This window comes from Streptomyces sp. NPDC087263, from assembly GCF_044744645.1.
In the GTDB taxonomy this organism is placed as follows: Bacteria; Actinomycetota; Actinomycetes; order Streptomycetales; family Streptomycetaceae; genus Streptomyces.
Genome location: NZ_JBIUYT010000004.1, coordinates 457,042 through 475,143, shown reverse-complemented (window position 1 = coordinate 475,143; position 18,102 = coordinate 457,042). Strand labels below are relative to the sequence as shown.

Annotated in this window: 17 protein-coding genes; 7 read left to right on the top strand and 10 right to left on the bottom strand. The window is 69.3% G+C overall.

The window, feature by feature from the left end; translation table 11 throughout:
• Positions 1 to 61 precede the first annotated feature (61 nt).
• The 3 genes from ACIPC1_RS15485 to ACIPC1_RS15475 all read right to left on the bottom strand — a co-directional run bounded on the left by ACIPC1_RS15485 (position 62) and on the right by ACIPC1_RS15475 (position 1,909).
• Positions 62 to 934 carry a hypothetical protein gene (locus ACIPC1_RS15485; RefSeq protein ID WP_402517052.1) on the bottom strand — a complete coding sequence of 291 codons (873 nt, stop codon included), beginning with the start codon at positions 932 to 934 and terminating at the stop codon, positions 62 to 64.
• A gap of 174 nt (positions 935 to 1,108) precedes the next feature.
• Complete coding sequence (locus ACIPC1_RS15480) at positions 1,109 to 1,399, bottom strand: hypothetical protein (RefSeq protein WP_384381363.1); 291 nt, start codon at positions 1,397 to 1,399, stop codon at positions 1,109 to 1,111.
• A gap of 69 nt (positions 1,400 to 1,468) precedes the next feature.
• Positions 1,469 to 1,909: a hypothetical protein gene (locus ACIPC1_RS15475; protein WP_402517051.1), complete on the bottom strand. Its 441-nt coding sequence runs from the start codon at positions 1,907 to 1,909 to the stop codon at positions 1,469 to 1,471.
• 137 nt (positions 1,910 to 2,046) lie between these two features.
• On the opposite strand from ACIPC1_RS15475, the gene ACIPC1_RS15470 reads away from it, so the two are divergent.
• Together ACIPC1_RS15470 and ACIPC1_RS15465 are read left to right on the top strand one after the other, a co-directional pair.
• The gene (locus ACIPC1_RS15470; protein WP_402517049.1) at positions 2,047 to 2,892 is read left to right on the top strand and encodes a Scr1 family TA system antitoxin-like transcriptional regulator; all 846 of its coding nucleotides are present in this window, start codon (positions 2,047 to 2,049) and stop codon (positions 2,890 to 2,892) included.
• On the top strand, positions 2,889 to 3,131 hold the full coding sequence (locus ACIPC1_RS15465; protein WP_402517048.1) for a DUF397 domain-containing protein: 243 nt from the start codon (positions 2,889 to 2,891) through the stop codon (positions 3,129 to 3,131). Before ACIPC1_RS15470 ends, ACIPC1_RS15465 begins: the two co-directional genes overlap by 4 nt.
• A 27-nt stretch (positions 3,132 to 3,158) precedes the next feature.
• Here the strand turns inward: ACIPC1_RS15465 and ACIPC1_RS15460 are convergent, their stop codons facing one another.
• From ACIPC1_RS15460 to ACIPC1_RS15445, 4 genes are all read right to left on the bottom strand, one after another.
• On the bottom strand, positions 3,159 to 3,719 hold the full coding sequence (locus tag ACIPC1_RS15460) for a hypothetical protein (RefSeq protein ID WP_402517047.1): 561 nt from the start codon (positions 3,717 to 3,719) through the stop codon (positions 3,159 to 3,161).
• Between the two features lie 35 nt (positions 3,720 to 3,754).
• A complete protein-coding gene (locus ACIPC1_RS15455) occupies positions 3,755 to 5,071 on the bottom strand; it encodes a hypothetical protein (RefSeq protein ID WP_402517046.1) in 1,317 nt (438 codons plus the stop codon).
• On the bottom strand, positions 5,065 to 5,814 hold the full coding sequence (locus ACIPC1_RS15450) for an ATP-binding cassette domain-containing protein (RefSeq protein ID WP_402517044.1): 750 nt from the start codon (positions 5,812 to 5,814) through the stop codon (positions 5,065 to 5,067). The genes ACIPC1_RS15455 and ACIPC1_RS15450 overlap by 7 nt, the downstream gene beginning before the upstream one ends.
• A gap of 201 nt (positions 5,815 to 6,015) precedes the next feature.
• On the bottom strand, positions 6,016 to 7,299 hold the full coding sequence (locus tag ACIPC1_RS15445; RefSeq protein WP_402517042.1) for an adenylosuccinate synthase: 1,284 nt from the start codon (positions 7,297 to 7,299) through the stop codon (positions 6,016 to 6,018).
• Positions 7,300 to 7,491: 192 nt separating this feature from the next.
• On the opposite strand from ACIPC1_RS15445, the gene ACIPC1_RS15440 reads away from it, so the two are divergent.
• Positions 7,492 to 8,364: a diacylglycerol kinase gene (locus ACIPC1_RS15440; RefSeq protein WP_402517040.1), complete on the top strand. Its 873-nt coding sequence runs from the start codon at positions 7,492 to 7,494 to the stop codon at positions 8,362 to 8,364.
• 193 nt (positions 8,365 to 8,557) lie between these two features.
• On the opposite strand, the gene eutC is transcribed toward ACIPC1_RS15440, so the two are convergent.
• The gene (eutC, locus tag ACIPC1_RS15435) at positions 8,558 to 9,343 is read right to left on the bottom strand and encodes an ethanolamine ammonia-lyase subunit EutC (RefSeq protein ID WP_402517038.1); all 786 of its coding nucleotides are present in this window, start codon (positions 9,341 to 9,343) and stop codon (positions 8,558 to 8,560) included.
• Between the two features lie 146 nt (positions 9,344 to 9,489).
• A complete protein-coding gene (locus ACIPC1_RS15430; RefSeq protein WP_402517036.1) occupies positions 9,490 to 10,884 on the bottom strand; it encodes an ethanolamine ammonia-lyase subunit EutB in 1,395 nt (464 codons plus the stop codon).
• A gap of 217 nt (positions 10,885 to 11,101) precedes the next feature.
• Here ACIPC1_RS15430 and ACIPC1_RS15425 point away from each other — a divergent pair, with 217 nt between their 5' ends.
• Together ACIPC1_RS15425 and ACIPC1_RS15420 are read left to right on the top strand one after the other, a co-directional pair.
• Positions 11,102 to 12,622, top strand: a complete 1,521-nt coding sequence (locus ACIPC1_RS15425) for an APC family permease (protein WP_384381385.1) — start codon at positions 11,102 to 11,104, stop codon at positions 12,620 to 12,622.
• 144 nt (positions 12,623 to 12,766) lie between these two features.
• Positions 12,767 to 14,344 (top strand): LPXTG cell wall anchor domain-containing protein, encoded by a 1,578-nt coding sequence (locus ACIPC1_RS15420; RefSeq protein ID WP_402517034.1) that lies wholly within the window; start codon positions 12,767 to 12,769, stop codon positions 14,342 to 14,344.
• 69 nt (positions 14,345 to 14,413) lie between these two features.
• On the opposite strand, the gene ACIPC1_RS15415 is transcribed toward ACIPC1_RS15420, so the two are convergent.
• The gene (locus ACIPC1_RS15415) at positions 14,414 to 14,911 is read right to left on the bottom strand and encodes a GbsR/MarR family transcriptional regulator (RefSeq protein WP_402517032.1); all 498 of its coding nucleotides are present in this window, start codon (positions 14,909 to 14,911) and stop codon (positions 14,414 to 14,416) included.
• Between the two features lie 143 nt (positions 14,912 to 15,054).
• On the opposite strand from ACIPC1_RS15415, the gene ACIPC1_RS15410 reads away from it, so the two are divergent.
• Entirely contained in the window at positions 15,055 to 15,978 is a 924-nt protein-coding gene (locus tag ACIPC1_RS15410; protein ID WP_402517031.1) for an ATP-binding cassette domain-containing protein, read from the top strand.
• Positions 15,975 to 17,588, top strand: coding sequence for an ABC transporter permease (locus ACIPC1_RS15405; RefSeq protein ID WP_402517028.1), 1,614 nt, complete (start codon positions 15,975 to 15,977; stop codon positions 17,586 to 17,588). The genes ACIPC1_RS15410 and ACIPC1_RS15405 overlap by 4 nt, the downstream gene beginning before the upstream one ends.
• Positions 17,589 to 18,102: the final 514 nt, after the last annotated feature.

Genomic DNA, 18,102 nt, shown 5'->3' with positions numbered 1-18,102 from the left:
ACACTCCGTTTCTCTTGAGCGACCCGGCCGCACGGACGCACGGCCGGGAGTCCTGGTGGGCCTACGCGGGCGCCGCCCGCCCGCTCAGCAGCGCGCGGGCCAGTGCGCCGCCCCGGCGCGCGGCGTCCCGGTAGGCGGGCGCGCCGGGTTTGCGGATCTCGACGGTGCTGCGGATCTCGACGGTCGTGACCGGAGACCCTGCCGACTCGGGGACGCCGGCCGGGCGCTTGCGGCGCAGGCGATCCTCGAGGAGAGCCCGGGGTGAGTACACCGGGGACGGCAGCCCCTGCGTCAGCGCGGCCCGCACCGCCGCGCTGCTCGCGCCCCGCTCCCACCACTCCTCCACCAGCGGCGCGAGCCGCAACGCCTCCGCCGCGCCGAGCGCGAGCCGGGGTTCGGCGCGGCCGAGCGAGCCGAGCAGCTTCGCGGCGAGCGCGGTGCGCTCGCTCTGCGGCGGCGGTGCCGACTCCGACGTCGGAGTCAGCGTCGGCTCCGCTGCCGACTCCGACGTCGGCGGGGAGGGAGGTTCTTGTTCCCTGGTTTTTTCTCCCGAAGGGAGCGGGCCCGAGGCGGCGGATTCCGACTCACCGGAGGCCAGGTTCTGGATTTTTTCGGGTTCACCCGAGGGTGGTTCGTCGTCGTACGGAGTGTCGAACACCTCGTACACGGTGAAGAGTTGGCCGCTCTCCGGGTTCTTGTGCAGCACCCGCCGCAGATACCTGGATTCCTCCAGCTCATGCAGGGCGGCCGCGATCCGCGCCCGCCCTTCCTTGCGCTGCTCGGCGAGCGTACGGATGGTGGCGCGGGCGCCGTTCGGGAGGCTCAGGAGGTACGTCAGTACGCCGACCGCGCACCAGGAGATGCTCCGGTCGCGGAGGAGGGCGTTCGCGAAGACTGAAAAGGCGCGCGTGGGCGTCGTACGATGAATGCGCATTGGGAGCTCCGGCTTACTCCTGGTGCCGAGCCCCCGGGTGTTGGCGCACCGCGGGGGCGTTTCGTTGGCGTGACTCTATGGGCACGCACAGCGACGAAAGCAAGCCGCAACTGCCTTTTCCCAGGTGGAAGTTCGCGTTCTTCATCCCTGGGGGTGAATCGGACGCCCCCGCGGTCAGCGGAGCTGGGACAGGCCCTTCTGAAGGTCCTCGGCGTTCATGATCGGGCTGATCTCGACCTTGGCGTTGAACTGGGTGAGGAACGGCTCACCGACAGGAGGCAGGTCCGAACTGTCCTTCATGTCGAAGACCAGGAGGCAGGTTCGGCTGCCGTCCAAAGGCGCGAAGTACGCCGCCTCTGGCTTGAGATGGTCCAGGATCTCCTTGATCAGCTCCGGCATCTTGCCGCTGCGGATCGCTTCGTTCGACTTCTCCGTGTCGAGAGTGGCCTTGAGCAGGACGCGCATCGCACTCACCTTCTTCTGATCGACTTCTCCAGTCGACGCACGTGCGTTTGCGTTTTCAGCCTATGCCCGTTATGTGAGGTACGCCCACTCTTGCGACTGGAGCGCGGAGCGCAGCAGCAGCGTGTGTACGAGGCGGCCGTCGGCGCCTGGCCGATGGCGCCAACTCAGCGGCCAGGTCTGCCCGCTGAGGGCGGGCACGGGGACGTACGAGACGTGGTTCGGGCCGGCGGTGAGGCGGGTGACTCCGTCCGGCCACGCCCGGTGCGACGTACTGCCGACCGGGACCAGGAAGTACACCGCCCGGCGCCCGTTCGCCTCCTCGACCACCGGGCCGGGGTCACCGCCCGTCATCCGCGCGAGGGTGTCCGCGAGGGTTCGGCCTTCGTCGCCGTCCACCCGGACCGCGTCGAACTGGACGCCCGCCTTGCGGAGTTGGATGCCGGTGACCGGGATCCAGTCAGGGATGAATGGGGGCTCGTCGAGGTTTGTTTCGTGACTTTGTGTATCCATGGGGACAGTTTCCGCAGGCGGAGCTAGCGTTTTCCATGACTCTGCGTCGACCATCGGGAACGGTGTGCGTATCGACGCGGGCACTGAAGGCCAGTTGTGTCCGGTTGAGTTCGGTTGAGGTCGGTCGAGTTCCGGGGGTGACCGCGATGGCGCGGACGGAGAACAAAGCGGGAGCGAGCGGTACGGCCCAGATGGTGGCCGCCCTGTCGAAGGCACTGCGGGAGAAACATCAGCTGTCGCAGGAGGAGTTGGGCAAGAAGACCGGCTACACGGCTTCGGCGATCAGCGCGATGGAGACCTGCGCACAGCCCGCCAGCGACAAGATGCTCGTCAAGCTGGAGGAGACGATCGGGAGCGGGCTCGGGGTCTTCGAGAAGGCGCGCAGGTTCGTGTTGTTGGAGAAGTATCCGTCGCGCTTCCGTGGCTTCTCGGAGCTGGAGGCCGGGGCGGTCACGATCTCCTCGTACGAGACGCTGGTGGTCGACGGCCTGTTCCAGACCGAGGAGTACGCGCGAGCGTTGATCGGCGGTGGCTATCCGCCGGTGTCCGAGCAGAAGCGGGAGGAATTGGTCGAGGCGCGGCTGGTCCGCCGGCGGCTCTTCGAGCGCGAGCCTGCCCCGATGATCGAGCTGATCCTCGAAGAGAGTGTGCTGCGGCGGCCGTTCGGCAGTTGGGAGGTCCTGCGCGGGCAGCTGCGCTCGCTCGTGGAGGACGCCGCAAGGGACAATGTCTGTGTGCAGGTGCTGCCGCTGGACCGCGGGCTGCGCGGAACGTACGCGGGCGCTCGTGGCGCCATGAAGCTCGTGGTGACCAAGGAGCACGACCACGTCGTCTACATGGAGATCGAGGACCAGGGCATCCTCGTCAGCGATCCGCCGGAAGTGTCCCAACTGGCGCACCGCTATGCGAAGATCCGCGCACAGACGCTCAGTCCCGACGAGTCACTGAGCCTCATCGAGCGGTTGGCAGGAGAAGAACGATGACCCGCACCGGAACCCTGCGGTGGTTCAAGTCCAGCTACAGCGACAGCAGCGGCGGCAACTGCGTGGAAGTCGCCCTCGACTGGCACAAGTCGACGTACAGCGACGACGGCGGCGGCAACTGCGTAGAGGTCGCCACCTGCCCCCACACCATCCACATCCGCGACTCGAAAAACCCCGGCGGCCCCCACCTCACCGTCTCCGGCGAAGCCTGGACCGCCTTTCTCGCCGACCGCGGTTGAGATGACAGCGGTGCTGTGCCCCTTCCTTCACGAACGGCGGGGAAAGTCTCCTTGGGCCGTGCGATACAGGCCGATCGAGAGGAGGGCGGCGGATCCCGCCCAGGAGAGCAGGTCGGAGGATTCCGCCGCAGGCCACGCCCACCAGTGGGCTGCCTGTTCCGGTCCGTAGCCGAAGACTGAGACGGCCAAGGCGACCAGCGTCGGAATCACTGTTGAAGCGTGGGTGCCGAGAGCCGCTCTGCCGATGAGGGCGAGCCCGGTGTAACAGACCAGGTTCCGGACAGCCGACTCGACTGTGGACTCATCGAAACCGCTGATCCATCCTGCCGTGACCGGGGCTGCCACAGCGGCCGTTACCACCACCATCGCGACGGCGAGCAGGGAATCGAGAGCGGCGATTCGTCGTAGCGCTGTCATCTCGATGGCTGTGGGCGTGCCGTAGCACGCGTTCAGGGCAATGGCCGGCGCCAGTGGGGCGAAGAGGATGAACGGGACGTTCGCCGATGTCGCCCCGCCCAGCTGGGGCAGCGGCAGACTGCTGTTTCCCAGGACAAGGGTCACGGCCCAGAATCCGACTGTGACGATCATGAGCAGCGTCACGCGCCGCGTGTGGAGCCACCATGTCATCGCGGCATGCACCGCACCCTAATGAGGGTGGCGCGGTACCAATCCTTCTGGCTGGTCAGGCTGGAGTCGAGGACGTGTCCGACGGGTTCCCAGGTCCGTGGGTCGGAGCGGAGGCGGACTTCCTGCGGACTCATACCGGCCCGCACGGCAAGCCAGTTGCTGAGCTCATCCTGGGAGTCGAACGCCTGTTGTGCGGCCTTGGCCGGGTCCACCGGGCAGTTCGCGTTGCCCTCGTTGTGTGGGCTGTTGACCAGGACCACGGTGAGATCGGCGATGAGACTGGTCATGATGTCCTGGCTGGTGAAGCCGGGATCCTGCCTGACCGTGACCGTCCACTGTTTCTGCCCGGGCTGCTGGCTGCTCTCCGTGATGACATCCGGTGGCGTCACTCCGACGAGACGGAGGCGTTCGACCGCCGCGCTCACGGTACGGGCCGTCTCGGTGAGACGGGGCGCGTGCTCGGGCCAGACACACACCCGCGTGCCCTGGGGGTTGGCGCAGACCAGATCAGACAGCGGACGCGCCTCGATCGCATCCGGGCCGAGTCTGTCCACAAGGCTGACACCCTCAGCAGTGGTGGCCAAGGCAGCGATCACCGCCAGTGCGGCCCCCAAGTACGGGACGGATCTGGGCAGGCTCCCCAGACGGGGTGCGTGCCGGGAAGCAGCCGTGGCAGCGAGGGCCACGGCGGCCAGGCCGACAGCCAGGAGGGCAGGTGCCACGATGCCCCCCGGGTCGGCTGCGGAGGTGTTCATACAGCAGCCGGAGGCCGGCCGAGTGAGATGGCGCAGCCACAGAGGCTCCAGCGCGGGCGGGTACACGTTCCACAAGTAGTCCCCGACCAGCACCACGGGGACGGCGGCCACCGGGGGCAGCCACATTCCGATCGCGTATCCGGCGATGACATGGGCGCACAGGATGACGCCGGCCGACGCGAGGATCCGGGCATCCGGCCACCCCGGAGCCGACTCCATGTGCAGGCGGGCTACGGCGAGTGCCGCCGCGAGGGCGAGAAAACCCAGCAGCACGACCGGCGCGAGGGACGCTACGGCGATCTGCCATCCGTTACGGGTCGGGGTCGCGGCGCCGATTCCGGCGCGGCGGAGTCTTCCGGCTTCCCAGGCGGCACACGCCGCGGTCACCGGGGCGATGAAGTTCAGAGCCGAGGCCGCCTTGGCGGTGGCCGCGGTCCAGTAGCCGTCCAGATCCCCGGCGACGTAGTCCGAGGAGACGTAGAGGACAACGATGCCAAGAAGGAGGGGAGCGACGAGAACAGCCGCATTGGCACGTGGGTGGAGGCGGAACATCACCACGCTTCGCCCCCGCCGAGAACAGCCGCGTAGGCGCCGTCCGCAATTCGGCCCGCCGCCGTGTCGTTCGGGGCCTGGGCGTAGAACTCCTTGACGGTACCGCTGAATCGGATCATCCCGTCCGACAGGACGACGACGTGGTCATAGACCTCGGAAAGGTCCTCGGTCTGGTGTGTGGAGACGACGACGTCGGCGCTCTCGGAGAGCTGCTCGACGACCTTCCGGAACGTGCCCCGCTGCGCGGGGTCGAGACCCGCTGTCGGTTCGTCCATCAGAACGAGTCGAGAAGAGTGCACCAGCGTCTGGGCCACGCCGACCCGATGCAACTGTCCGCCGGACAGCGATGCCGTCTGCTGGCCTGCCTTTTGGGCGAGCCCCACGCGCTCGAGTGCCTCCAAGGCTCCGTCCCACGCGTCACGTCGTGACATGCCCTTGAGCCACCCGGCATAGGCAACCTGTTCCTGGCACGTCATACCGGGAACGGGAGTGATCTGCTGGGGCATCCAACCGACCTGGCGCCGATAGCCACGCAGTTGGGACCGCACGGCGGGGTCTAGTCCCGCGAAGGTGACGGTGCCCGACCGAGGCTTCAAGGCAGAGGCGGCAAGAGCCAGAAGCGTGGTCTTGCCCGCACCGTTGGGCCCCAGCAACACGGTGCGGCCCGCGGGGAAGGCGAAGCTGAGCCTGTCAAGGACGACCGGGCCCCGCCGATACTGGTAAGTGCAGGTGGCGAACTCAACGGACACAGCGCCCAGCCTTCAACCAAAGTGTCCAGAGCACCATCAGGACGCGGCGTGGCACCGGGATCGTTTTCGGTGGTTCAAACGGCGCGGTCATCTGGTCGACCCCCCTTGGCGGTCGGGGCGACGACCGCGCCCCGGGTCGGCCGAAGCCTAACCGGGGGCGCGTCCAACAGTCGTACCAGCCGTACTGGATGAACCGCCGTACTAGATGAACGAGTTGATCTCGATCGTCTCGTCGCGGCCCGGGCCGACGCCGATCGCGGAGATCGGGGCGCCGGACATGTCCTCCAGGGCCCTGACGTAGGCCTGGGCGTTCTTCGGGAGGTCGGAGAAGGACTTCGCCTTGGTGATGTCCTCGGACCAGCCCGGGAGGGTCTCGTAGATCGGCTTCGCGTGGTGGAAGTCGGTCTGGGAGTACGGGAGTTCCTCGACACGCCTGCCGTCGATCTCGTACGCCACGCAGACCGGGATCTCCTCCCAGCCGGTCAGCACGTCCAGCTTGGTGAGGAAGAAGTCGGTCAGGCCGTTGACGCGGGTCGCGTAGCGGGCGATGACCGCGTCGAACCAGCCGCAGCGGCGGTCGCGGCCCGTCGTGACGCCCCGCTCGCCGCCGATGCGGCGCAGCGCGTCGCCGTCCGCGTCGAAGAGCTCGGTCGGGAACGGGCCCGCGCCGACCCGGGTCGTGTACGCCTTGAGGATGCCGATGACGCGGCTGATCTTCGTCGGGCCGACGCCCGAGCCCGTGCACGCGCCGCCCGCGGTGGGGTTCGAGGACGTGACGAAGGGATACGTGCCGTGGTCGATGTCGAGCAGCGTGCCCTGACCGCCCTCGAAGAGGACGACCTTGTTGTCGTCGAGCGCCTTGTTCAGGAGCAGCACGGTGTCGGCGACGTACGGCTTGAGGCGGTCCGCGTAGGTCAGCAGTTCCTCGACGACCTGGTCGACCTCGATGGCGCGGCGGTTGAAGACCTTGGTGAGGAGCTGGTTCTTGCCGTCGAGGGCCGCTTCGACCTTCTGCGTCAGGATCGACTCGTCGTACAGGTCCTGGATGCGAATGCCCACGCGGTTGATCTTGTCCGCGTACGTCGGGCCGATGCCACGTCCGGTGGTGCCGATCTTCCGCTTCCCGAGGAAGCGTTCCGTCACCTTGTCCACCGTCACGTTGTACGGCGTGATGACGTGCGCGTTTGCGCTGATCAGGAGCTTGGACGTGTCGACGCCTCGCTCGTTCAGTCCGTTCAGCTCGGAGAACAGGACCGACGGGTCGATGACGACTCCGTTTCCGATGACCGGAGTGCACTCCGGTGTGAGGATTCCGGAAGGGAGAAGGTGGAGGGCGTACTTCTGGTCGCCCACGACTACCGTGTGGCCGGCGTTGTTGCCGCCCTGGTAGCGCACCACATAATCCACGGAACCGCCGAGCAGGTCCGTGGCCTTTCCCTTACCTTCGTCACCCCACTGAGCACCGAGCAGCACAAGTGCGGGCACGCGCGTACACCCCTTCCGGGCGGGGCATGTCCAAGGTCGGGGACGTACGCGACCGATGTGTGTGCACGGCTGCGTATGCCGGCGACCTTCTTTGGCCGCGACCTTCGGACCGGATGCCCCGGAATAGACCAAGCCCCTGGCGCAATAGCGCAAGGGGCTCTTGCACAAAGATGCTACCCGAGGAAGCGAGGCATGACCGAGGTGGCGCCTTCCGACCAGCTCCTGGTGGTCATCGACCCGGTCGCCCATCGCAGTGACGGTGAGTCGGTACGGATCGCAAAAGACGTGCTCAGCGCGGGTGCGGCCACGAAAGTGTGCCTCCCGGCCGGGCCTGAGGAATTTGCTCGTGTGCTCGCCCGTCGGGGGTCCCGGCGGCCCGTTGTCGTCGGGGACGACCGGGCGCTGCTGCGTGCCGTGTCGCTTTTGCACCGGCAGCGGGCGCTGGGGGCGTGCGCGGTGTCCCTCGTGCCGGTGGGGGGTGTGCTGTCGCTCGCCCGGTCGCTCGGGGTGCCCATGGGGGCCGTCGCGGCGGCTCGCGCCGTGCTCGACGGGGTGGAGCGGCGCATGGATCTGCTGGTGGACGACAGTGACGGGGTGGTGGTGGGGGCGCTGCGGATTCCGTCGGTTGCCCTGCCCTCTCCGGGCGCGGTCCCGTTCTCCGTCTCCGAGGAGTCGGACGCCGTCCGGCCGCCCTGGCTGCGGACCTGCCAGTCGCTGGTCCGCACGCTCGCCTCGCGGCCGGGGCGTCTTGTCGCCGCTCCCGCGCCCGAGCACGCGCGGCCTTCGCGGCTGCGGGTCGAGGTCGACGGGGTGCTCCTCGTCGACCTCGACCAGCCCGTGGAGTCGGTTTCCGTGACGCCGGGGGTTCTCGGTGGTGCGGAGGTCGAGATCCGGCCGGTGTCCGTCGGGGCGGCGGTCGCGCCGATACGGGTCGTGGGGCGACGGGTGACCGTCTCCGGGGCGGATTTCCGGTATCGGGCGGACGCGGTGGTCGGGGGGCCGGTGCGGACTCGGACGTGGGTGGTGTGGGAGGGGGCTTGGGGGCTTACGTTGCCGGCGGGGTGAGGGAGTGGGCGGCGCGGGCGGCTGGGGGGGTGGAGTTTTTCGCCCCCGCCGCCCTGCCCGTCCCTTGTTTCTGGGGGCTGGGGCGGTGGAGCTTTTCGCCCCCTCCGCCCCTACCCGTCCCTTGTTCCTGGGGGCTGCCGCCCCCAGACCCCCGCTTCGGCCTGGACGGCCTCGTCCTCAAACGCCGGACGGGCTAAAGGCTTGCAGTCACCCCGTCCGACTCGTCCTTCAGAGCCACCCCCGTCCCCCCGAGCTCGCGCGCCCGCCGCATCAGCGCCGCCAGCTTGGCGGCAGCCCCCGCATGGGACAGCCCCAGCGGCGGCCGGATGTTGGAGAGGCAGTTGCGGTCGGCGTCCGTCGTGGTGCCCGGCACGGGGGCGTACGTGAGATACGCGCCCAGCGAGTCCGCCGCGGACATACCGGGGCGTTCACCGATGAGGACGACAACCATCGCGGCACCCAGCGCGTGGGCGATGTCGTCGCCGAGAGCCACCCGGGCCTGCTCGGCGAGGACGACCGGGGCGACTCGCCAGCTGCCGGGCAGCAGCGAGGTGGTCTTGTGGATCACCGGCGCCGCGTGCTCGTGCACGGCCCGGCTCGACAACCCGTCGGCGACCACGAACGCCACGTCCCAGTCGTCCCGGGGCAGATGGGCCCGGTCGAGGTCGTCGAGACGGCGGCCCAGGTCGGGGCGCTGGAGATAGGTGAGCCGGTCGGGGGCGGCGCTCCGGACCCGTACGGTCGGAACTCCCGTCAGCGCGGCCGCCACCACCTCCGGTTCGAACGGTGAGTGCACCGCGTCCCGCGCGGCGGCGTGCGCGGCCTGGAGCTCCAGACGGTGCCGTGTCGGCAGGGCGGAGCCCGCCCTGCCGAGGCCGATCCGGGCCTGGGTGTGCCGGCGCAGGGTGGCCCACATCGCGGCGTCGGACTCGGGCGCCACCAAGGCCCGTACCAGCTCAGCCAATTGACGGTCCGTCATGCGCTCCCACTCCCAGCAACTGATCCACAACCCATCACAGGCGCCCACTCCCAGCAAGAGATCCGCAACCCGTCACGCCGCCGACTCCCAGCAAGGGATACGCAACCCGTCACGCCGCCCACTCCCAGCAAGGGATTCGCAATCCGTCACGCCGCCAGCTCCTTGCCGATCGTCATCAGGGGATGGGCCGTGCCGGAGACATCGCGTATGCCGCCCGTGCCGTCCAGGAGCCCGATCCGTTCCAGCCACGCCTCGAACTCCGGTGCCGGGCGCAGGCCGAGCACTTCGCGCAGGTACAACGCGTCGTGGTAGGAGGCGGATTGGTAGTTGAGCATGATGTCGTCGCCGCCCGGCGTGCAGATCACGAAGGAGGCGCCCGCGACGCCGAGCATCGTGAGCATGGTCGCGATGTCGTCGTCATCGGCGTCGGCGTGGTTGGTGTAGCAGATGTCCAGGCCCATCGGCAGGCCGAGGAGCTTGCCGCAGAAGTGGTCCTCCAGTGCCGCCCGCAGGATCTGGCGGCCGTCGTACAGGTACTCAGGGCCGATGAAGCCGACGACGGTGTTCACGAGGAGGGGGTCGTAGCGGCGTGCCACGGCGTACGCGCGTGCCTCCACCGTCTGCTGGTCCACACCGTGGTGCGCGTCGGCGGACAGCGCGCTGCCCTGGCCGGTCTCGAAGTAGAGGGCGTTGTGCCCGACGGTGCCCCGGCCCAGCGCCTTCGCGCCCTCCTGCGCCTCGTCGAGGAGGCCGAGGGTGACGCCGAAGGAGGCGTTCGCGGCCTGCGTACCGGCGATGGACTGGAAGACGAGGTCGACGGGGGCGCCGCGTTCCATCAGGTCGATGCTCGTCGTCACATGGCACAGGACGCAGGACTGGGTGGGGATGTCGTAGCGGGCGATCACACCGTCCAGGAGGTCCAGGAGATCCCGTACCGCCTTGGGACTGTCCGTCGCCGGGTTGATGCCGATGACGGCGTCGCCGGAGCCGAGGAGGAGTCCGTCCAGGAGCGCCGCGGCGACACCCGCCGGGTCGTCGGTGGGGTGGTTGGGCTGGAGGCGGGTCGCCAGGCGGCCGGGCAGGCCGATGGTGGAGCGGAAGGCGGTGACCACGCGCACCTTGCGGGCGACGGCGACCAGGTCGGCGTTGCCCATGAGTTTGGAGACGGCGGCGACCATTTCCGGTGTCAGACCGGGAGCCAGGGCGGCGAGGGCCGCGGCGTCCGCCGTCGCGGACAGCAGCCACTCCCGGAACTCGCCGACCGTGAGCCCGGCCACCGGCATGAAGGCCGCCGCGTCGTGCGTGTCCACGATCAGCCGGGTCACGTCGTCGTCCTCGTACGGGATCACCGGCTCGGCGAGAAACCGTGCGAGCGGCACATCCGCGAGAGCCCACCGCGCCGCGACCCTGGCCTGCGCGGATTCGGCGGCCAGACCGGCGAGCCGGTCGCCGGACCGCTCGGGGCTCGCGGCGGCGAGCAGCCGGGCCAGTCCGTCGAACCGGTAGCTCCGGCCGCCGAGGGCCGCGGTGTAGGTGGTCATGTCGGCGACCGTACGAAGGGCCGGGACTCGGGGTCCATGGCAGGCCGGAGAGTTTACGCAGACGTTCGATCCTCAGCCGGTCTAAAGGTCTATTTGACAAACATTTAACGCCCCGACCTGCGGGGCGAATCATTCGGCCAGCAGGATTCCGGCCCATTGAGCACGAGCAGTAGCGGGCAGTGACCAGCAGACAGTGATCGAGGAGAGGGGCCACCCCATGGCGGTTCAAGAGGGCGTAGCCCCCGGAGGTCCGGATACCGCCGAGGCTTCCGGAGGCACCGTCCACCGGCTGAAGCCGAACGCGATCGGCCTGCTCGGCGTGGTCTTCATGGCCGTCGCCACCGCGGCCCCGATCACCGCCATGACCGGCAACGTGCCCTTCATGGTCTCCGCCGGCAACGGCATAGGCGCCCCCGCCAGCTACCTCGTCGCGATGGCCGTACTCGCCGTCTTCGCGGTCGGTTTCACCGCGATGGCGAAGCACATCACGTCCACCGGTGCCTTCTACGGCTTCATCTCCTACGGTCTCGGCCGCACCGTCGGACTGGCGTCCGGGCTGCTCGCGACCTTCGCGTACGTCGTCTTCGAGCCCGCGCTCATCGGCATCTTCTCGACCTTCGCCACGACGACGCTGAACGACCAGACGGGACTGGACATCCCGTGGTGGGCGTTCGCGATCGTGATGCTCGTGGTCAACGCCACGGGTACCTGGTTCGGTGTCTCGGTCGCGGAGAAGCTGCTGGTCGTGCTGCTCGCCACCGAGGTGACGGTGCTGGCCGCGATGGCGATCTCCGTCGCCCTGCACGGCGGCGGCCCGCACGGCTTCACCTTCGGTCCCATCAACCCGGTCAACGCCTTCCAGGGCACCAGCGCCGGCCTCGGCCTCTTCTTCGCCTTCTGGTCGTGGGTCGGCTTCGAGTCGACGGCGATGTACGGCGAGGAGTCGCGCGACCCGAAGAAGATCATCCCCAAGGCGACGATGATCAGCGTCCTCGGTGTCGGCGTCTTCTACGTCTTCGTCTCCTGGATGGCCATCATCGGAAACGGCGAGACCGAAGCGGTCGCCGCCGCCTCCTCCTCGAACCCTCTCGCGCTCTTCTTCAACCCCACCGAGCGGTACGTCGGCCACTGGGCCGTCGACGTCATGCAGTGGCTGATGATCACCGGCTCGCTGGCCTGCGGCATGGCCTTCCACAACTGCGCCGCCCGCTACATGTACGCCCTGGGGCGCGAGGGTGTGCTGCCCTCGCTCCAGCGGACGATCGGGCGGACCCACCCCGAGCACGGCTCCCCGCACATCGCGGGTCTCGTCCAGTCCGTCGTCAGCGCCGTCCTGATCGGCGCGTTCTGGATCGCCGGCAAGGACCCGTACACCGGTACGTACGTCCTCCTCGCCATCCTCGGCACCATGGCCATCCTGGTCGTCCAGGCCGTCTGTTCCTTCGCGGTGCTCGCCTACTTCCGCACCCACCACCCCGAAAGCAGGCACTGGTTCAAGACCTTCACCGCCCCCCTCATCGGCGGCCTCGCGATGCTCGGCGTGGTCGTCCTGCTGCTCTCCAACATGGGCGCGGCGGCGGGGGCGGAGTCCGGCTCGCTGGTCCTGAAGGCGACCCCGTGGATCGTGGCGCTGGTCGCGGTGGGCGGCCTCGGGTACGCGACCTATCTGAAGCGACGTGCTCCGGAACGGTACGCGCTGCTGGGGCGGACGGTGCTGGAGGAGACCAAGGAGCGGTAGGGGTGGGGGCTGCCGGTGGCCGGTGCGGTACCAGTGACTGATGTGACGTCGGCAGGATGGTGAACTCCCGGGCAACCATTCGCGTCCCTGAGGTGTCTCAGTGGCATGGCAGGGGCGACGGGCGCTCCGCCGAGAGGAGCCACCGTGACCCACCGCCGGCACCGAGTCGGGGCCGCGCTGGCAGTCTTCACGGCCGCGATCGCCGTATGGCTGCCCGCAACGTCCGCCCAAGCCGCCGACGGCCCGGTCGTACGCATCCATCTCCAGGACGACGACCTGGGACTGCCCGTGCCGCCGACCACGGACGACCCGGCGATGGTGAACTGGGGCCTTACCAACGACGGTCCCGGTACGGCGGAGGACGTCGCCATCAGCGCGGACCTGAGCAACGTCATCGACTGGGTCACCACGGACGCGCCCGTACCGGCCGACCACATCTACACCTGGCCCGCCCGCGATGTCCCCGAGGGCGAAGCGGCCGGCTCACTCATCGGCCTGAGCGCCAAGCCCGGCACCCCGCTCGGCACCACCGGCACGGTGACGCTCAGCGGCACGTCCTCCAACGGCACCGTGGTCTCCACCACCGCGAAGGTGACCGTGGGCACCACCGAGTTGACGGTCAACCGACTGGCGACCCGGAAGGGCGACAAGCCCGGGTCCACGATCGACAACCCGGTCACGATCAGCAACGTCGGCACCCTGCCCTCCGACGGAGTGCGGTTGCGACTGCGCACCACCATCGGCCTCGCGTACGCGGAGCGCTTCTCGAACTGCGTGTACTCCACGGAGAGCGCCGACGCCTACGGCCTGACGGAACAGGCGCTGTGCACGTTCGACACGGTCATCGAGCCCGGCAAGAGCTACCGGCTGGATCAGCCGGTAGGGCTGGACGTGACGGAGCAGGCCCTGTTCGAGTACTTCAGCCACGAGGCGCTGCCCCTGTCGGGTGCCGGCCTCACCGCACCGTCGGGTGACGGTCCCGCGCTCTCCCTCGTCGCCGCCGGAGACGCGGCCACCGACGGCACAGCGATCGACCGGCAGCACATCGACGCCGACAACACCGCCGACATGGTCGCGGGCGGCGAGACCACCGAGGGCGAACCGGGCGATCTGGTGCAGGTGACCGTCTCCCTGAGCAACGAAGGCCCGGGCTGGGTCGGCTACAACGCCAGCGACGACCAGCCCGCGCTGCTGGTGACCGTGCCCACCGGGACCAAGGCGGAGGAGATCCCCGACCGTTGCAGCGTGTGGAACGCGGAGGCGCAGTCCGGTACCGGCGAACAGACGCCGGGTGCACCGCAGTACATCTGCAACCCCCGCCCCACCGAGTTCGCCGTCGGGGACACCCGATCCTTCGAGTTCGGTCTGCGGATCCGCACGAACGCCGCGACCAGCACCGGTGAGGCCCGCGCGACCACGGCCTACGGCAACACCATGACGTTCGACCACACGCACGGCAACGACACCGCGGCCATCAAGGTCGAGGTCGAGGGCGGCGCCGGCGGTACCCCGACGCCCAGCGCCTCGGCCTCGCCGTCCGGCGCAACCGGGACCGGCGGCAACACCCCCGGGACGCAGACGGTCGCCACAGCCGACGACACCGGCTCCCTCGCCGCCACCGGCAGCAGCAGCGCCGTGCTCGCGGCCGCCGCCTCGGGCGCGGGCGCGCTGCTGATCGGCGGCGCGCTGGTGCTCGCGGTCCGGCGCAGGAACCGGGTCTGACACCGAGACGGGCGCTCAACGGCAAAGCTCCGTAACGGAGTTCAACGACCTTCGGCCCGGGCGGGTGGTTCAGCCCGGGCCGAAGGTCTTGTCACGGTGGACGCGCCAGCGGTCCATCATCAGCGCGATCTCGCCGTCGAGGTACTCGAAGAAGGCCTGGGTCTCGGCGAGTCGGCGGCCCGCGGGTGTGTCGGCGCCGAGGTTCTCGACGCCCTCGCGCAGCGCGTATGCCCAACGCTTGAGAATCGCCTCGCGGTTGGTCAGCGCCTCGTACCACTGGTCGCTGTGCACGCGGTAGCGCTCGCGCCGTGAGCCGGGTTCACGCTCGCGCGAGACCATGTGCACCTGCGCGAGGTAGCGCACCGCACCGGAGACCGCGGCCGGGCTGATCTGCAACTGTTCGCCGAGTTCGGCGGAGGTCAGGGTGGCTGCGTCGGAGGCGAGCAGCGCCGCGAAGACCCGGGCCGGCATACGCGTCATCCCGGCCTCGACGAGCTGCGCCGCGAATCCCTCGACGAACTTCGAAACCGCCTCCGGGTCCCGTCCGGCTCCGCTGGATTCGGTCATCCCTGGATCATCTCCCCTGCTCAGGCGCCACCCTCAAGTGTATCGGCCGTTCATACGTTTCCTTAACTTCACAAATTTCTGAAAGAAGCGTACGTTCTGAATCGTGACGGAGGCTGCATCACGGCGATGACGAAAGCTGGATCATGACGAAGGCAAACCGCGCCATTGAAGTGTCCGGACTGCACAAGTCGTTCGGCAGGACGCACGCGCTCGACGGCCTCGACCTGGACGTCGAGACCGGTGAGGTGCACGGCTTCCTCGGCCCGAACGGTGCCGGCAAGTCCACCACCATCCGGATCCTCCTCGGCCTGCTGCGCGCCGACTCGGGCGCGGCGCACCTGCTCGGCCGCGACCCCTGGGCGGACGCGGTCGAACTGCACCGCCGGATCGCCTACGTCCCCGGAGACGTGACCCTGTGGCGCAACCTCTCCGGCGGCGAGGTCATCGACCTGTATGGGCGGCTGCGCGGAGGCCTCGACAGGACGCGCCGGGCCGATCTCGTCGAACGGTTCGAACTCGACCCCACCAAGAAGGGGCGCACGTACTCCAAGGGCAACCGGCAGAAGGTCGCCCTCGTCGCCGCCTTCGCCTCGGACGTCGACCTGCTGATCCTCGACGAGCCGACCTCCGGCCTCGACCCGCTGATGGAGGAGGTCTTCCAGGCCTGCGTGGAGGAGGAACGCGACCGCGGCCGGACGATCCTGCTCTCCTCACACATCCTCAGCGAGGTCGAGGAACTCTGCGACCGGGTCAGCATCATCCGCAAGGGCCGGACCGTCGAGACCGGCTCGCTCGCCGACCTGCGCCACCTCACCCGTACCAGCGTCACCGCCGAACTCGCGGGCCCGCCGGGCGGGTTGGCGGCACTGCCCGGGGTCCACCACCTCGACGTCACGGGCCGGCGGGTCAAGCTCCAGGTCGACACCGACAAGCTCGACGCCGTACTGCGCTCCCTCACCGACTCGGGCGTACGGTCACTCACCTCGACCCCGCCGACGCTGGAGGAGTTGTTCCTGCGGCACTACCAGGAGGACGTACACGCTTCGGAGAGGGCGATGGCACGATGACCGCCACCACCACATCGGCGTTCGCGGTACGGGCCGGGGGATCCGACCAACTGGCGGGCACCGGAACCCTGTTGAGGTTCGCGCTGCGCCGCGACCGGGTGATGATCCCGCTCTGGGTCGGCGTGATCGCCCTGCTGGTGCTCTCCATGCCGAACTCCCTGGAGACCGTTTACGGCACCCCGCCCGAACGCGCCGCCGTGGCACAGCAGATGCTCACCAGCAGCTCCCTGCGCGCCACGTACGGACCGGTGTTCAGCGACTCGCTCGGCGGGCTCACCGCCTGGCGCATCGGCGGCTACGCCGGGGTGTTCGCCGGGATCATGAGCCTGCTCATCGTCGTACGGCACACCCGTGACGAGGAGGAGAGCGGGCGGCAGGAGATGCTCTCCGCCGGGATGGTGGGGCGGCGCGCCCCGCTGACCGCGGCGCTGCTGGCGGCGTTCGTCGCCAACGGCGCGCTCGCGCTGCTGATCGCGGGCGGCCTGGCGGGCCAGGGCGGCGCCGGAGCACTGGCGTTGGGGCTCGCGGTCGCGGGTGTCGGCATGGTCTTCGCGACCATGGCGGCGATCGTCGCGCAGTTCACCGAGAGCGCGCGGCTCGCGAAGGGGCTGACCGGCGGCCTGCTCGGCGCGGCCTTCGTCCTGAAGGCGGCCGGCGACTCGGCGACGACCGACGGCTCGTCCGTACTGACCTGGATCTCGCCGGTGGGTTGGCTGGAGGAGATGAGAGCCTTCGCGGACGAACACTGGTGGGTGCTGCTCCTGTTCGTCACGGCGTGCGCCGTGCAGGGCGCGGTCGCGTACGAACTCGCCGGGCGGCGCGATGTCGGCATGAGCTTCCTGCCCACCCGGCCGGGACCCGCGGCGGGACGCCTGGGCAGCGCAGGGGGGCTGGCCCGGCGGCTCCAACGGGGCAGTGTGCTGGGCTGGAGCCTCGGGTTCCTGGCCGCCGGAGCCGCCTTCGGCGGGATGACGAAGGGGGCGGCTGATCTCGTCGGGGACAACGACAAGACCCGCGAGATCATCGAACGCATGGGCGGGCAGACCGGGATCACGGACGCGTTCCTCGCCACGATGGTGGGGATGCTCGGCATGGTCGCCGCGCTGTACGTCGTCTCCTCCGTGCTACGGCTGCACGGCGAGGAGACCTCGCAGCGCGCCGAACCCGTCCTCGCCGGGGCCGTCGGCCGACTGCGCTGGGCCTCCGGCCACCTGGTCATCGCCTTCGGCGGCGCCGTCCTCATCATGCTGCTCGGCGGGCTCGGCCTCGGCCTCGGGTACGGCGCCGATCTCGGCCCCATCCTCGGCGCCTGCCTCGTCCAGATCCCGGCCATCTGGACCCTGGGCGCCCTGGCCGTCCTCCTGTACGGACTCTCCCCCCAACTCGCCCCCGGCGCCTGGGCCGCGGCCGGCCTCGCCCTCCTCCTCGGCTGGATCGGCCCCGCCCTGAACATGCCGCAGACCGTCATGAACCTCTCCCCCTTCGGGCACCTTCCGAAGTTGCCGGGCGGGGAGATGGCCTGGACGCCGGTGCTGATCCTGACGGGGGTCGCGGTAGCGCTGGCGGGGGCGGGGCTGGGGGCGTTGCGGAGGCGGGACTTGAGCGGCTGAGGATTTTTACTCCCACCCCGCCCTACCCTCCCGTATCCGGGGATGACCGCCCCGCGACCGATGCGGCGCCTGCGCGCCACGACCCGTGGGACGAGCAAGGAGATCCGCCATGACCCCCACGCACAACGTGTTCGTCAACGAGGCCATCTTCGGCGTCATGGACAGCTGGGAAGTCGCCATCGAGACGGCCGACTGGTCGAACGGCCTCGCCGCGCCCATGACGCAGGGTGCCGTCATCCGCACGGGAATCAACACCGGTATATGTGCGAAGTGCGGATGGCTGCCTTCGCTCAGGACGGTCCGCCGAGCACGCCGGCGGAGGAGCACTGGGAAGAGATCGTCGACGTCAGCACGCACGCACCCAACGGCCGACCTCACGTCGAGTCACTCGTACAAGGCCCTTCCCGACGGACCTCCTCGGTCCGTGACACCGTAGACGTCAAGCAGCAGCGATTCACCCACGCGATTCACCTTGGCCGCGGGTGCCCCGGGAACCCCGAGCCCCCGGCCACAC

What these genes read in the sequence shown, in the direction of transcription:
- ACIPC1_RS15485 (WP_402517052.1), bottom strand. Translation starts at nt 934, where the DNA reads ATGCGCATTCATCGTACGACGCCCACGCGCGCCTTTTCAGTCTTCGCG.
- ACIPC1_RS15480 (WP_384381363.1), bottom strand. Translation starts at nt 1,399, where the DNA reads ATGCGCGTCCTGCTCAAGGCCACTCTCGACACGGAGAAGTCGAACGAA.
- ACIPC1_RS15475 (WP_402517051.1), bottom strand. Translation starts at nt 1,909, where the DNA reads ATGGATACACAAAGTCACGAAACAAACCTCGACGAGCCCCCATTCATC.
- ACIPC1_RS15465 (WP_402517048.1), top strand. Translation starts at nt 2,889, where the DNA reads ATGACCCGCACCGGAACCCTGCGGTGGTTCAAGTCCAGCTACAGCGAC.
- ACIPC1_RS15460 (WP_402517047.1), bottom strand. Translation starts at nt 3,719, where the DNA reads ATGATCGTCACAGTCGGATTCTGGGCCGTGACCCTTGTCCTGGGAAAC.
- ACIPC1_RS15440 (WP_402517040.1), top strand. Translation starts at nt 7,492, where the DNA reads ATGACCGAGGTGGCGCCTTCCGACCAGCTCCTGGTGGTCATCGACCCG.
- eutC (WP_402517038.1), bottom strand. Translation starts at nt 9,343, where the DNA reads ATGACGGACCGTCAATTGGCTGAGCTGGTACGGGCCTTGGTGGCGCCC.
- ACIPC1_RS15430 (WP_402517036.1), bottom strand. Translation starts at nt 10,884, where the DNA reads ATGACCACCTACACCGCGGCCCTCGGCGGCCGGAGCTACCGGTTCGAC.
- ACIPC1_RS15425 (WP_384381385.1), top strand. Translation starts at nt 11,102, where the DNA reads ATGGCGGTTCAAGAGGGCGTAGCCCCCGGAGGTCCGGATACCGCCGAG.
- ACIPC1_RS15415 (WP_402517032.1), bottom strand. Translation starts at nt 14,911, where the DNA reads ATGACCGAATCCAGCGGAGCCGGACGGGACCCGGAGGCGGTTTCGAAG.
- ACIPC1_RS15410 (WP_402517031.1), top strand. Translation starts at nt 15,055, where the DNA reads ATGACGAAGGCAAACCGCGCCATTGAAGTGTCCGGACTGCACAAGTCG.
- ACIPC1_RS15405 (WP_402517028.1), top strand. Translation starts at nt 15,975, where the DNA reads ATGACCGCCACCACCACATCGGCGTTCGCGGTACGGGCCGGGGGATCC.